The organism is Campylobacter sp. IFREMER_LSEM_CL1085 (assembly GCF_025772235.1).
In the GTDB taxonomy this organism is placed as follows: Bacteria; Campylobacterota; Campylobacteria; order Campylobacterales; family Campylobacteraceae; genus Campylobacter_D; species Campylobacter_D lari_D.
In genome coordinates this window covers 48910-63481 of sequence record NZ_JAKMRU010000005.1, presented here as the reverse complement: position 1 = coordinate 63481, position 14572 = coordinate 48910, and the positions used below count along the sequence as shown (strand labels likewise).

Annotated in this window: 17 protein-coding genes; 6 read left to right on the top strand and 11 right to left on the bottom strand. The window is 29.2% G+C overall.

Annotation, left to right across the window (positions count from 1 at the left end):
- Positions 1-7: 7 nt before the first annotated feature.
- From L8W56_RS03385 to L8W56_RS03360, 6 genes are all read right to left on the bottom strand, one after another.
- Positions 8-340 (bottom strand): hypothetical protein, encoded by a 333-nt coding sequence (locus tag L8W56_RS03385; protein WP_039617462.1) that lies wholly within the window; start codon positions 338-340, stop codon positions 8-10.
- Positions 337-1911, bottom strand: coding sequence for an ABC-F family ATP-binding cassette domain-containing protein (locus tag L8W56_RS03380; protein WP_220566793.1), 1575 nt, complete (start codon positions 1909-1911; stop codon positions 337-339). The genes L8W56_RS03385 and L8W56_RS03380 overlap by 4 nt, the downstream gene beginning before the upstream one ends.
- 87 nt (positions 1912-1998) lie before the next feature.
- Complete coding sequence (locus L8W56_RS03375) at positions 1999-2214, bottom strand: hypothetical protein (RefSeq protein WP_263659437.1); 216 nt, start codon at positions 2212-2214, stop codon at positions 1999-2001.
- Positions 2180-2479, bottom strand: a complete 300-nt coding sequence (locus L8W56_RS03370; protein WP_263659436.1) for a hypothetical protein — start codon at positions 2477-2479, stop codon at positions 2180-2182. The genes L8W56_RS03375 and L8W56_RS03370 overlap by 35 nt, the downstream gene beginning before the upstream one ends.
- A gap of 19 nt (positions 2480-2498) precedes the next feature.
- Entirely contained in the window at positions 2499-2753 is a 255-nt protein-coding gene (locus L8W56_RS03365; RefSeq protein WP_263659435.1) for a hypothetical protein, read from the bottom strand.
- Positions 2750-2956 (bottom strand): hypothetical protein, encoded by a 207-nt coding sequence (locus L8W56_RS03360; protein WP_263659434.1) that lies wholly within the window; start codon positions 2954-2956, stop codon positions 2750-2752. The genes L8W56_RS03365 and L8W56_RS03360 overlap by 4 nt, the downstream gene beginning before the upstream one ends.
- A 169-nt stretch (positions 2957-3125) precedes the next feature.
- Here L8W56_RS03360 and L8W56_RS03355 point away from each other — a divergent pair, with 169 nt between their 5' ends.
- From L8W56_RS03355 to L8W56_RS03345, 3 genes are all read left to right on the top strand, one after another.
- A complete protein-coding gene (locus tag L8W56_RS03355) occupies positions 3126-3335 on the top strand; it encodes a hypothetical protein (RefSeq protein ID WP_039662706.1) in 210 nt (69 codons plus the stop codon).
- Between the two features lie 253 nt (positions 3336-3588).
- Positions 3589-4587, top strand: a complete 999-nt coding sequence (locus L8W56_RS03350) for a hypothetical protein (RefSeq protein ID WP_133319607.1) — start codon at positions 3589-3591, stop codon at positions 4585-4587.
- A gap of 1 nt (position 4588) precedes the next feature.
- Complete coding sequence (locus L8W56_RS03345; protein WP_263659433.1) at positions 4589-5956, top strand: phosphomannomutase/phosphoglucomutase; 1368 nt, start codon at positions 4589-4591, stop codon at positions 5954-5956.
- Here L8W56_RS03345 and tilS read toward each other — a convergent pair.
- Positions 5937-6899, bottom strand: a complete 963-nt coding sequence (gene tilS / locus L8W56_RS03340) for a tRNA lysidine(34) synthetase TilS (protein ID WP_263659432.1) — start codon at positions 6897-6899, stop codon at positions 5937-5939. The genes L8W56_RS03345 and tilS overlap by 20 nt on opposite strands.
- A complete protein-coding gene (gene rimO, locus L8W56_RS03335) occupies positions 6889-8205 on the bottom strand; it encodes a 30S ribosomal protein S12 methylthiotransferase RimO (protein ID WP_220566799.1) in 1317 nt (438 codons plus the stop codon). Before rimO ends, tilS begins: the two co-directional genes overlap by 11 nt.
- 76 nt (positions 8206-8281) lie before the next feature.
- Here rimO and prfB point away from each other — a divergent pair, with 76 nt between their 5' ends.
- Both prfB and L8W56_RS03325 read left to right on the top strand, forming a co-directional pair.
- Positions 8282-9382, top strand: a complete 1101-nt coding sequence (gene prfB, locus L8W56_RS03330) for a peptide chain release factor 2 (protein ID WP_133319603.1) — start codon at positions 8282-8284, stop codon at positions 9380-9382.
- 19 nt (positions 9383-9401) lie between these two features.
- Positions 9402-10238 (top strand): universal stress protein, encoded by an 837-nt coding sequence (locus L8W56_RS03325; RefSeq protein WP_263659431.1) that lies wholly within the window; start codon positions 9402-9404, stop codon positions 10236-10238.
- A gap of 57 nt (positions 10239-10295) precedes the next feature.
- On the opposite strand, the gene L8W56_RS03320 is transcribed toward L8W56_RS03325, so the two are convergent.
- The gene (locus tag L8W56_RS03320) at positions 10296-11333 is read right to left on the bottom strand and encodes a YeiH family protein (protein WP_263659430.1); all 1038 of its coding nucleotides are present in this window, start codon (positions 11331-11333) and stop codon (positions 10296-10298) included.
- Positions 11334-11439: 106 nt separating this feature from the next.
- On the opposite strand from L8W56_RS03320, the gene L8W56_RS03315 reads away from it, so the two are divergent.
- A complete protein-coding gene (locus L8W56_RS03315) occupies positions 11440-12303 on the top strand; it encodes a LysR family transcriptional regulator (protein WP_263659429.1) in 864 nt (287 codons plus the stop codon).
- Here L8W56_RS03315 and murD read toward each other — a convergent pair.
- Complete coding sequence (gene murD, locus L8W56_RS03310; RefSeq protein ID WP_263659428.1) at positions 12295-13494, bottom strand: UDP-N-acetylmuramoyl-L-alanine--D-glutamate ligase; 1200 nt, start codon at positions 13492-13494, stop codon at positions 12295-12297. The genes L8W56_RS03315 and murD overlap by 9 nt on opposite strands.
- Positions 13494-14552 (bottom strand): phospho-N-acetylmuramoyl-pentapeptide-transferase, encoded by a 1059-nt coding sequence (mraY, locus tag L8W56_RS03305; protein ID WP_263659427.1) that lies wholly within the window; start codon positions 14550-14552, stop codon positions 13494-13496. Before mraY ends, murD begins: the two co-directional genes overlap by 1 nt.
- Positions 14553-14572: the final 20 nt, after the last annotated feature.

Here is a 14572-nt window from a genome sequence, read left to right as displayed (position 1 = left end):
TCATTCCTTAATCACCATGAGTTGGGTAGTATTCAGCTTCTATTTCATTGTTTTTGATAAACTCTTCTCTAGCTTTATTACAGCGCTCATCTCTTAGTTTTCTATAAGCATTTCTACTTTCTAATTCTTGAGAAGTTAAAGGGCGATCTTCTAAAAATGAAATGTGAAAATAAGTATCATCTTCTTTGCTGAATTTTTCATAAAATTCAACATAGTCAAAATAATCTTTTTCACTTTGAAAATCAATACTTTCTTCTACATAAATAGTTGGGCCAAAACCTCTGTGATTTTGAGTAAAATGTCCAAAACCAGCTGCATATTTTATCTTAAACGAATTCATTCTAAACCTCCTAAAAATTCGTCATAACTTCCTTTAAAGTCTGTTAATTTCCCATCTTCTAAAAACCATATACGATTAGCAAAAGCACTAATTAGCTCTCTATCGTGGCTTATGCATATCACACAACCTTTGAAATTATACAAGGCTTCACCTAATGCAATGATACTTTCAAGATCTAAATGATTATCCGGTTCATCTAAAAGCAAGAAATTTCCGCGTTCTAACATTAATCTTGAAAGCATTAAGCGGTGTTTTTCACCTCCACTTAAGCTAGAAGCCATTTTTTCTTGATCACTTCCGCTAAAGAGCATTCTACCAAGACATTTGCGAATTTCATCTAAATCTTTGAATTTTTCACTCATTAACCATTCATAAAGTTTCAAATTTTCATTGATTAAATTTGTCGTATCTTGTGAAAAATATCCCATTTCTATGGTAGCACCAAGGTGGATGTGGCCACTATCAGGTTCTAATTTTGATGCAATGATTTTAGCTAAAGTGCTTTTTCCAACACCATTTGCTCCGATTAAGGCTATTTTATCACCTTTTTCTAATTTTAATTCTAAATTCTCAAATAAAGTTTTATCATAAGCTTTGCTAATACCTTTTAATTCTAAAACTTCATTTCCTATTTCTCTATTTGTTCTAAAAATTATACTAGGATCACGCCTACTTGAAGTTTTAATCTCTTCAAGTTCAAGTTTTTCTAAAGCTTTAGCCCTGCTTGTAGCTTGTTTGGCTTTTGAAGCATTAGCGCTAAAACGGCGTATGAAATTTTCTAATTCTTCTCTTTCTTTTAAAGTTTTATCGCGTTTGAGTTCAGCTTGTTTAGCAAGTAAGGTTGAAGCCATATACCAATCATCATAATTTCCAGCAAAATCGCGTATTTGTTTAAAATCCACATCTAAAATTCTTGTACAAACTTTATTTAGAAAATGTCTATCATGGCTAATTACTACTAAAGTTCCCTCATGTCTTAAAAGTTCATTTTCAAGCCAAGAAATAGCTTCTAAGTCAAGGTTGTTTGTAGGTTCATCTAAAAATAATACATCAGCACCTAAAAATAATACTTGAGCTAATAAAACTTTAAATTTATCCGCACTTTGTAAAGTACTCATGAGAGCATTAAAATCTTTAATATTTAAAGAGCTAAGAATTTTTTCACATCTAAGTTCGCAATCATAGTTTGGATCTTCTTCTGCTGTTATGATTTCAAGCTCGCTTAATCTATCATTGATTTCATCAGTAAATTCTTCACTCATATAAAGTTTTTCTTTTTCTTTTAGTGCATCATATAATCTTTTATTTGCACACATTACCGCATCTTTGATAGTGTAGTTTTCAAAAGCAAATTGATCTTGTCCTAACACTGCGATTTTTAAATTTGGATCTATGCAAATTTCTCCACTGCTTGATTCTATTTCACCTGAGAGAATTTTTAAAAAGGTTGATTTTCCTGCGCCATTTGCACCTATAAGTCCATATCTTTCACCACGGTTTAATTTTAAATTTACATCTTCAAATAAAAGTTGATTTGCAAAACGCATAGTGAGATTTTTTACTTCTACCATAATTTTCCTTAAGAATTTTCTAGATATTGTAGCGAAAAACTTTTGAATGAAGAAGGGCTTGAATCAAGTCAAACCTAAAATATCATACTAAAGAAAAGATTTAATCGTTTTGTAAAGCTCTTCAGAACACTGCTCTACATATTTCTCCATTTTTGTCTGTAAAAATTTCCCATTTTCCTCATAAAACTCACTCTTAGTTAGGCTTTTAAACTCTTTAACTCTCGCTTGAGTATTTTGCTCTAAGTATTGTTTTATAATTTCACAAGTTTTACCCCTTGTGCGATATGCAACTATAAAAAACATCGAAGCACTTTACACCTTGCTCCAAAGCTTCCTTATTTAAGAGCTCAAATTTATTTACAAGTTCCAAATCATCACCAGCTGAGCAAAAAGACACATATTGATCTTTAAATTCTACTACGGCTATAAAATCTCCTTTTTCATAATATTTAAAATATCTTATTAAAGGCTTCTTTTCTAAGGTACGTAAAAATGCACGAGAAATGCTTGCAGTTTTTCCTGTGTTAGCTGCACCTTGAAGTGTAATTAACGCGTTAAAATTCATCATTATTTATTCTTGTTTATCTTCATTTTCTATATTTTGTATCAAATCCATAATTTGATACAAAATTATAACTATAAGCCAAATCATCAGCTCTTGTAATATCCCAAATCCATAAAATTATAATTAAGATTTTTAAACCGATTAAAATTGCACCTCCAAATACAAATGCAATCCCTGCGAATTCACTTTGGAGTCCATTAAACACAATCCGTGGAAGAATAAGTATAGCAACCAAAAGAAATATTCTTATCCAACCTGCAACTTTTCGCCCAGTCATAAATCTAGCAATTCCAAAAGCACCGAAAAAAATGTTAAAAATCGTAATTTTGGTGCTTCTTTTAAATTTAGTTTATCTATTCTACTATCAAATTGCTTTAATTGTTCGCTAGAAAATTTTCCAAGCTTTTGTTCAATTAAATCTAATTCATAATCACCACCAATAGCCCACGCAATGTTTGCTATCGAATCCACTTTATCCACAAAAAAACTCCTTTTTAAAAAATGATATTAAATTATTCCACAATTTAGCTTAATTAATATTGAAATAATCAATATTAATTAAATAAAACATAGAATATTTCAATTGTTTTTAATAAAGAATTTTTAATGTAAAATCAGCCCATAAGTATTTAAAAATTTAGGGTAGCTTATGGCAAAAAAGAGCAAACGCGATATGGCATATGAATTAGATATTGATGTTAGCACTTTGTATAATTGGAGAAAATACAAACCTAATTTATATCGCATCGTTATGCTTGGCTTTAAATTTGATGAACTTTTGGAAAAAAATAAAAAAAATTATGAAGAGCTACTTGAGATAAATCAAACCATACAAGATGAAATTGCAAAATTTAAATAAAAACAATTTAATGATTTTAATATATTTATTAGCTTTTTAATTTCATAAAGTTTTATTTTAAAAGTTTTTTCGTGTTATCATTTGTTGCTTTGAAATTTAACTATCTAAGATAAATTACATTATTTTTTACTAAGCATATTTCAGGCATATTTATTTTAATTTCTATTTTTATTTTACTTATAATATGTATTAAAAAAATAATTCAAAATTGTTGTATAATTTTTAAAATTATTTTTAAATTAAGGTTATTTGATTGAGTTTAGTTTTATTATCTTTTTTACCTTCTTTTAGTTTTGTTTTGGAATTTTTAGCTTTATTTTTAGCTTATTTTTTTAAGCAAAATAAGATTTTTTTCTTGCTTTTGTTGATTTTATGTGCTAGGGCTTTATCTTTAGTGGCAAGTGAATATCAAGCGCATTTGTTTATCTCGGTATTTTTACCTTTTTCTTTTGTGCTTTTTGTGTTTTTGCAAGATAGTAAGCTTGTTTTTGAAAGAATTAATTTTATTAAATTTGCGTATTTAGCCTTTATGGGTTTTGTAGCGTTAATACTTAGCACAAGTACTAATTTTAATGCAAGCATTACAAGTGAAATTTTCGGCCTTTCAACGCAATTTTTTAAGCCTATTAGTGAGTTAAGCTTTTGTGTATTTTGGGTAGGAATGATATTTTTATTATTTTCATATTTTAAAAATAATGATTTTCATTTTTTGCTAGCTTATATGGGCTTGAGCGTGCAATTTTTATTTTACAATAGTGTTGATTTGGGTTATTATGAATTTGCTTCTTTGGTGTTGATAGGATTTTTAGTGTATAAAGCTTATAAAATAGCCTTTTTTGACACTTTAACCAATTTGCCAAATTTAAAGGCCTTAAGAAGATATGCCCAAGGACTTGAAAATTTTCATTTAGCCTTGATTGAAGTAAAAAATATCAATGAAATTTATCATCAAAAAGACTCAAAAATGGGCGAGTTTATAATGCATGAATTTGCTAGGATTTTAAAAAAAGCTTTACATGCTAGGGTTTTTAAAGATGATAAGGATTATTTTATTATTGTATTTGAAAATGAAAATATAGCCTTTGTGCAAAGCAAGCTTCAAATGCTTGAAAATTTTATGCAAAAATATTGTTTTGAATTTAAAGAACAAAATGTAAAGTTAGAAATTAAACTTTGTTTATCAAGCAAAAATGAAAACATAGAAGAAAGTTTAAAACAAGCAAAATTAGAACTTAGAAGACAAAAGGATTAAAATGTTAGATTTGATTTTTAGAGAGTATGATATAAGAGGGCTTTACCCAAGTGAGTTAAATGAAAAAAGTGTAAAAGCTATAGGCTATGCTTTGGGTTTAGAAATGAAATCAAGGGGTTGTGAGAAAGTAAGCGTAGGCTATGATGCAAGATATAGTGCAAATGAACTTTTTAACTATTTAATCAGCGGTTTAAATAAAGCTAATATGCAAGTTTTCAATATAGGCTTAGCACCAACTCCTATGGGGTATTTTAGTTTATTTTTTGATGATATTTTTGATGCAAATATCATGATAACAGGTTCGCATAATCCAAAAGAATACAATGGCTTTAAAATAACGATTAATAAAGAAAGTTTTTTTGGTGCTGATTTGAAAAAGCTTTCTTTAAAAGTGCAAGAGTATTTAGAACTTGAAATCAATGATGATTTAAGATATGAAAATTATGATATTAAAAGCTTATACATAGACTTTTTAGCTAAACATTTTTCACATCTTAAGGGCTATAAAGAAAAAATCATTATTGATTGTGCAAATGGAGCTACTGGAGTGATTATAAAGCCTTTGGTGGAAAAATTAAATCTTAATGCACAAATTTTATTTGAAAATCCTGATGGAAATTTCCAAAATCACGCGCCCGATCCAACAGAGCTTGAAAATTTACACGCATTGCAAGTTGCGCTAAAAGAAAATGAAAATGCAAAAATGGGCTTTGCTTTTGACGGAGATGGGGATCGTTTAGTAGTAGCAAGTAAAGACTATGTATTTAAGGGCGATGAGCTTTGCTATTTATTTGCTAAAAATATAAAAAATCCTAGAGTTTTAGGTGAAGTAAAATGCTCTAAAAACCTTTTTGATGAGGTAGCTAAATTTGGTTTTATCATGATGGGTAAGACTGGACATTCTAATATTAAAAAAATGATGAAAGAGCAAAATATCGATATAGCAGCAGAGCTTAGTGGGCATATTTTCTTTAAAGATAGATATTTTGGTTATGATGATGGAATTTATGCATTTTTAAGAACTTTAGAGCTTTTAGTAAATGGTTTTGATATAGAAAAATTAGTTAAAGAATTACCAAAACTTTATGCAAGTGAAGAGATTAAGCTTAAGGTTAGTGAAGAAAATAAATTTCAAATCATAGAAAAATTTAAAGAAAAAGTAAAAGCAAATGCTTTTGAAAATGTGCTTGATTGTAATGAAATTGACGGAGTTAGAATTACCTTTAAAGAAGGCTGGGCGCTTTTGCGTGCTTCTAATACAAGTCCATATCTTATCATGCGTGCTGAAGCTACAAGTGCTGAATTTAAAGACTTTTTAGAAACAAGAGTAAAAGAACTTTTTGAAGAAATCATAAAAGAGCTTGCATAAGTTCTTTTACATCAATATTTTTTGTGTATAAATATGCTCTTAAGAGTTTAGGGATTTTTGCTTTTCTATAAATTTCTTTAAATTCTTTTGGCATTTTCTCACAACTTACAAAAGGAAAAATCAAAACTTTTTCTTGTATGTAAACAATGCCTATTTTATGCGAAATTACTCCATCGCCTTTTAAAGTTTCTTGTCTTTGTTTAGCACTTAAAAGTACTCCAAGTTTTTTAAAACATTTTGCGATTAAACTTTCATCTTTATGAGTAATGTAAATATTTTTAAATTCACAAATATTTTCTTCTTTTAAGTCTTTTTCTAGGTATTTAAAGCTCTTTTTTACTCCATTTGGATAAAGCTTTAAAAACTCATTAGCAAATTTTTTGCGTATGAAATTTCTAAAATATTTTTCATTGTCATTACTCTCATCATGAAAATAAGCGATATTGTTGTTTTTTAGGTAGTTTGAAATTTCTTCTTTTGGAATTTCAAGCAAGGGTCTTATGATGGTAAAATATTTTCTTTTTTCAATATCTTTAAAACCAAGTAATTCTCTAAGTCCTGCGCCTTTGGAAAATTGCATTAAAAACCATTCTAGTTTATCATTTAAATGATGAGCTAGTAAAAGATTATCATAAGAGTGGTTTTTGCAAAGTTCTTCAAAAAATTCATAACGCAAAGCTCTTGCATGGGCTTCGAAATTTTTTGTTATCTTGGGTGCGGTTTTGATGTAAATTTTTTTATGAAAATACTTGGCTAATTCTTTAGCACTTTGCTCTTCTTTATCGCTATTTTTGCGAGTTTTGTAGTTTATAAAAGCAAGATCAAAATCTATATTTTTTTCTAAAAGCATGAAAAATAAAGCACTAGAATCACTCCCGTGAGAAAATGCTAAAAGATTTTTCCCTTGCTTTAAATGATTTAAATATTTGCTATCAATCATCAAACTTTCTTAAGGCTTTTGCAATGAGTTTTTTATCTAAGCTCTGCGTGATTTCACACTCATAAAGCTCGCCCATTTCTAAATCTCCACAATCACTTTCATTGATGAGAATTTCTCCATCAATATTTCTATCCCAACGCAAATCTTTTGCACCGATGAAAAATTCTCCTTCAGAGCTTTGACCTTCACAAAATGCTAAGGTTTTTTTACCAACTTGTTGATTAAAGCTTTTTTCTATACACTCATCAACAATTTTTTCTATCACTTTTAATCTTGCATTGATGATTTTATTAGGAATTTGTTCCATTTCAAAAGCTGCGGTATCTTCTTCTTTAGAATAAGCAAAAACACTAATTCTATCAAAACCAAATTCTTTTATAAAAGCGCATAATTCTTCAAAGTCCTCATCACTCTCTCCTGGGTGTCCTACTATAAAACCTGTGCGTAAAAATGAATTTGGGGCTTGTTTCATTAAATTTAAAAGCTCGATTAATTTAGCTTTGTTAGCTCCGCGTTTCATGATTTTAAGCATATTATCACTGATGTGTTGTAAAGGCATATCAAAATAATTTACAAAAACTTTTGATTGAATGATTTTTTCTATCACTTCTTTGCTAATACTTGTTGGATATAGATATAAAATTCTAGCAGCCTTTACACCTTGGATATTTTCTATAGCTTCAATAAGCTTTAAAAGTCCATCTTTTTGACCTTGATCAAACAAATACGAACTTGTATCTTGAGCAATAAAAGAAAAGTCTTTATAGCCTTTTTTAACAAGCTCTTTTACTTCATTTATAATACTTTCTAAGCTTCTTGATTTAAGTTTGCCTTTAAAACTTGGTATAGCGCAAAATGAACATTTTTGATTGCACCCTTCAGCTATTTTGATAAAAGCATGATAGTTTGATCCTGTGATTACACGATTGGTATTTTTATCTTGCAAGTAAGTAGAATTTGAAAAAAGATTAGTTTTTTTAAGTATCATTTCATCAATTTTTTCATAATCTCCCACACCGGTAAAAAGATCAACTTCAGGTAGTTCTTTCATTAATTCCTCGCGGTAGCGTTGCATTAAACATCCTGTTACAACTAACAATGAATCTTTTTTTCTTTGCTCGTGTAAGTCTAAAATCGCATTTATGCTTTCTTTTTTAGCACTATCTATAAAGCCACAGGTATTTACAATCAAAACATCAGCTAAGCTTGGCTCATCACAAATTTCATAATCACTTAATCTTCCAAGCATGATTTCGCTATCAACTAAATTTTTATTACAACCTAAAGATATTAAAAAAAGTTTTGGCATATTTCTCACTTTAAATGTTTTATTTTTTGCTAAAATTATAAGATTAAATTATATCAAAATTAGAAAGAAAATTTTTATGGATAATTACGAATACAGCGAACTTTTAAAAAAATTAAAAAACAAAGTTGGAAATATCGCTTCTATTATTAAGCCTGAAGAGATAAAAACAAGATTAAAAGAAATAGAAAATTTAGAAAATTCCCCTTCTTTTTGGAGTGATGTAAAACAAGCAGGCGTTATAGGTAAAGAAAAAACTAAAATTTCAAATTTACTTAAAAATTATGAAAATGCAAATAATGCTTTAAATGATGCAAGCGAGCTTTTTGATCTTGCTAATAGTGAAAATGACTTAGATACTATAGAAGCTTTATTTGAAGATGCAAACAAGCTAGAAGATCTTATTGTAAATCTTGAAATTTCTATGCTTTTAAGTGGAGAAAATGATGGTAAAAATGCCATAGTTTCTATTCACCCAGGAGCAGGTGGAACGGAGAGTAATGACTGGGCTAGCATGCTTTATAGGATGTATTTGAGATTTTGTGAAAGAGAAGGTTTTAAAGTGGAAACACTTGACTTTCAAGAAGGCGAAGAAGCAGGGCTTAAAGATGTTAGCTTTTTAGTAAAAGGTGAAAATGCTTATGGGTATTTAAAAGCTGAAAATGGCATTCATCGTTTAGTAAGAACTTCTCCATTTGATAGTGCAGGGCGTCGCCATACGAGTTTTTCTAGTGTGATGGTTTCACCTGAACTTGATGATGATATTGAAATAGAAATTGAAGAAAAAGATATAAGGATTGATTATTATAGAGCAAGCGGAGCGGGTGGACAGCATGTTAATAAAACTGAATCAGCAGTGCGCATAACTCATATGCCAAGTGGTATAGTAGTGCAATGTCAAAACGATAGAAGCCAACACAAAAACAAAGCCACAGCCTTTAAAATGTTAAAATCACGCCTTTATGAGCTTGAGCTTATGAAACAACAAGATGAAGCAAATTCAAGCGAAAAAAGTGAGATAGGTTGGGGTCATCAAATCCGTTCTTATGTACTTTTTCCTTATCAACAAGTTAAAGATACACGCTCAAATGAAGCTTTTTCACAGGTTGATAATATCTTAGATGGAGATATTAAAAAAATCATAGAAGGTGTTTTAATAGCGCAAAAAGCGCAAGATTGATACTACAAAAGGATATTAAATGGAAAAAATTCTAGTTTGTGTAGATGTTTTAGAGCCTTGTAGGGAAAGTTTGCATTATGGGGTGTATTTAGCTAAAAAGCTAGATTTGCCTTTAATGTTTTTATATACTATAGAACCAAATTTTACTAATGCTGAATTAGCTTGTAGTTTTGGCATAGGCGCTAGTGGATGTGTGATTGAAGATTTAGTAGAAGAGCAAAGTCAAAAAAATGAAAATCTTTGCAAAAAAGGGCAAAGAATTTTAGAAGAATTTTGTGCTTACGCAAAAGAACAAGGCGTAAAAGAATGCTTTAGTGTGCAAAGAGATGGAGATTTAGAAGAGGTTTTAAAAGAATACAATGATCAAATAAGATTAGCCATAGCAGGTTTAAAAGGCGGAGGTAAGAAAAACAAAATAGGTATTCATACAGAAGAATTAGTAAGAGCTTTAAATGTGCCTATTTTGCTTGTAAATTCTGCTTTTAAAGAGATTAAAAGTGTAATGATGGCTTATGATGGGAGTAATTTAGCTAAAAAGGCCATAGAACAAGCCATTAAAAGACCTATTTTTAAAGAAGCAAAGCGTTATGTAGTAAATGTTTCTAAAGATGAAAAAGCTTCTTGTGAGTTATTAGCTCAAGTAGGTCAAATTTTTAAAGAAGCAAATTTAAATGTGCAAACACAGCATTTAAGTGGAGAGATTACTCAAGCTTTATTTGATTTTGGTGAGCAAAATGATATAGATTTATTGATTATGGGGGCTTACTCACATCACTGGGTAAAAAGTATTTTATTTGGTAGTTTGACAAATGATATTTTAACTAAGGCTAAAAAACCTTTATTGTTAATTCGCTAACATTAATCTATTTTGATTAAAGATTATAAAATAAATACATGAAGAATTTTCATGTATTTATAAATTTAATAATAAAATAAAACTAATTGATATAAAGATTAACCATATAAAAAGAAAAAATGCCATTAAAAATGGTTTAAAACCTGCATTTTTTAAAACATTTTTATGGATATTTACTCCTAAAGCTACCATAGCCATAGAAAGCAAAAGTGTGTCTATAGTTTGTATGCTTGGTTTTATATAGTTAAGCGCAAAATCTGTATTTAATATTTCAAGTGAGCTAATACCGCATGCAAATAAAAACCACAAAGCAAAATAAGGAATATTTGCTTTAATGGAGATTTTTTCATTATTTTTACTTAGAAATTTCAATGAAAAAAGACTTAAGAAAATCAAAAAAGGCACTAGCATTAAAACACGCATCATTTTTTCTATGACAGCACCATCTCCTGCTTTTACAGCTTCACCTGCTGCAACAGCATGTGCAACTTCATGCAAGCTTGCTCCCATGAAATACCCCATTTGCTTTAAATTAAAAAAATCAAACCAACCTAAATTCCAAGCCAAAGGATATAAAAACATCCCTAAAGTTCCAAACACAACCACAGTGCAAACTGCTACGCCAACTTTAGCAGAGCCACCTTTAACAATGCTTTCACTAGCCATCACAGCAGCTGCTCCACAAATGCTTGAGCCACTACTTATAAGTATGCTTTCTTTAAGATCAAGTTTGAATAATTTTCCTAACAAAAGCCCTATAAAAAAGGTAGAAAATACCACTAAAAATGCTAGCAAAATCCCATTTAATCCAACTTTTTCTAAATCATTAAAAGTAATTCTAAAACCATAAAGTATAATTCCAAGTCTTAAAATTTCTTTTGTTGCTATGCCTAAAACTCCTGATTTTTTGAGTAAATTTGCATTTTGATGAGCTAAATTTCCTATTAAAGCTCCTAAAATCACGGCTATGATTAAAGCTGAAATTCCAAGATTTTTAAAAAAATTAAGCTCAGAAATAGCAAAAGCACAAAAAGCAAGAGTAAAAAGCAGTAAAAAAGCTTCAAATTTTCTATGTTTATATATATTTTTATGCATGAATTTTTCCTTTTTTTGTTTTTTGTAATCTTAATGATTTTTTTGTGATAAGTAAAATTAATTTTATTTGATATAATGATTAAAAATATTTATCAAAAGAGTGCTTATGACTTTTAAACAAATAAAATATTTTCAAGCCTTGTGTAGAAATTTAAATTTAAGAGCTTGTACTAAAGAATTAAATATAACTCAATCTGCTTTGTCTTTAGCTATATTTGAACTTGAAAAAAGTTTAAACACCAAGCTTTTTGATAGAAATGCTAAATTTTTAAGCTTAAATGAAAAAGGAAAGGTTTTTTTAAAACAAATTACTCCTTTGATTTTAGAATTTGAACGCATAGAAAAAGCAATGCAAGATGATCAAAGCTATGAAATAAGTATGAAAGTTAGTCAAAATGTAGGCACTTATTTACTAGGAACTTTTTTAGATCAAAAGGCGGAAAATATCAAGTTAAATTTGTCTTTGGATAATAGTCAAAATATCATCAAAGATATTTTAGATAAAGAAATCGATATAGGTTTAATTGAAGGTATTTGCAAAGATAAGGATATAAAAAAGATTAAAATTTGTGATGATGAGCTTATTGTGGTGAGTAAAAATGACTTCAAAAAAGAATTTTTCATAGATGAATTAAAGGATTTTAAATGGCTAAGTCGTGAGCAAGGTTCAGGTGCAAAAGAAGTGTTTTTAAATGCTTTGCCTAAAGATGTAAAGCTTAATTTGGTTTATGAGTTAAACTCAACTGCTATGATAAAAGAGTTGACTAAAAAAGGTAAATTTTTAGCAGTTTTACCTAAATTTAGTGTTAAAGAAGAGCTCGAAGCTAAAAGTTTATTTGAAGTAAGATTAAAAAATTTTAAAATTTCAAGAGAGCTTTGCTTGATTTATCATAAAAATAAAGAACCAAGCAATAAATTTATAAATTTATGTGAGTTTTTAAAATTTTGCATTCAAAAAGATTTAGCTTAATTCTTGAATACATTTTTTAAAAAGTTCTCCTCTTTCTTCATAAGACTTAAACTGATCTAAGCTTGCACAAGCAGGGCTTAGTAGGGCTACTTCATCATTAGTTAAGTTTTGATTGATTTTTTCTACCGCTTTAGGTAAAAACTCACAAAAATGTGCTTTTAAATTAGCATTTTTAGCATAATCAAGTATTTTATTGGTGCTTTTTCCTATGGCATAAAGCTCTATATCAAGCTCTTTCATAAAAACAAATAAAGCGCTTAAATCCACTCCCTTATCATCCCCACCTATGATAAGATGAATTTTTTTATCCTTATAGCGTTTAAGAGCAGCTAAACTAGCATCAAGATTAGTTGCTTTAGTATCATTTACCCAAAGTCTATTTTTATGATCAAATATTTCTTCAAGTTTGTTTTTTTCTATCTTAAACTCGTTTAAAAGCTCATAAGAGCAACGATCTAGTATGATTTTTTCTATACTTAAGGCAATAAGAGCATCAAGCAAAAATGGGGTTTTAAAATGAATTTTTTCTAAATCAATTTGCATTTTTTTAGCTAAATCTTGCTCATCTTCATAGCTTATAACATAAGCATGAGTTGGATAAGCCTCATATTTTTTAGGTAAAATTACCACATCATTTTCATTCATTCTTTCAAGCACGCTAAGCTTGGCTTGCTCATAATTTTCAAAGCTTTTGTGCCAAGAAAGATGATCGGGCGTGATAGGTAAAAGTGCATAAATTTCAGGTTTAGCTACTTTGGTGTAAAAAAGCGAAAAAGATGAACTTTCTAAAATCCATAATTTAGCACTAATATCCATTTGTACTAAAGGAGTTCCTATGTTTGCTCCCATTTGTGCATTGATGTGTTTTAAAAGATGATGTGTCATTTGGGTGGTGGTGGTTTTGCCATTTGTTCCGCTTATCCAAACACTTTTTGGCATGCCATCATAAAAAAAATCATACTCACTGCTTAAATTTTTTGCTTGCCGTATGAGAGAATGATCATTTGGAAAGCCAGGACTTGGAATTTCTAAGTCACTTTTTAAAGGATTAAATTCACAAGGCGGTAAAAGTGTATTGTTAAATTCATCTTTACTTATACTTGCAAAATGATCATCATAAATATCGCAATTTCCAAAACGCTGCGCAAAAGCTTTAGTTGTTTTTCCGTATCCAAAAAGTGAAATTTTCATTATCTTAACTTTATACTAATTAATGCAATGATATTTGCAAGTAAGGCTATCATCCAAAAACGCACGATGATTTTATTTTCCACCCAGCCTATTTTTTCAAAATGATGATGAATAGGTGCCATTTTAAATACTCTTTTATTAAAGATTTTAAAACTTCCTACTTGTAAAATCACTGAAATAGTTTCTAAAACAAATACAAAACCTATAAGCAAAAGCAAAATTTCATTTTTACTTACTATACCAAGATAGCCTAAAAACGCCCCTATGCTTAAACTCCCACTATCTCCCATAAAAACTTGTGCAGGATAGCAGTTATACCACAAAAATCCCATAAGCGCACCAACTAAAGCCGCGCTTAATACCACAAGTTCTCCTAGACCTTGAATTTTAGGTAAGAATAAATAAGAACTATAAATAGCATTTCCACTTAAATACAAAAAAGCACCAAGACTTAAAAGAGAAAATATAGAAGGCACGGTTGCAAGACCATCAAGCCCATCGGTTAAATTTACAGCATTAGAGCTTGATACAATAACTAAAATCCATAAAAACAACATAAACATACCACCATCAAAAATAGCATGTTTGTAAAAAGGTAAATAAAATTCAGTATTTATATCAAATAAATATAATAATCCAACACAAATAAAAGCAGCGCTAAATTGTCCTAGAAGTTTCATTTTTGGGCTTAATCCTGCGTGATTGTCTTTTTTTAAAATTTTCCCCAAATCATCAACTAAGCCTATAGTGCAAAATAATACTAAACATAATAATCCAACGATTACAAAACTATTATTTAAATCAGCACTTAAAACACTTGCTATGATAGTAGCAAAGATAAAAACAAGCCCACCCATAGTAGGGGTATGAGATTTAGCTTGGTGTGATTGTGGAGCGTATTCATAAATAGGTTGATTTGCTTTTTTGTTTTGAGCCCATTTGATAAATTTTGGCATTAAATACAAACTCAAAAACAAAGCAATAAAAAATGCAAAACCAGCACGCACGCTAATATAAGAAAAAAACATATAATTTGTATATTCTGTAAGATAAAACAAAATTTTAACCTTGTATTTGT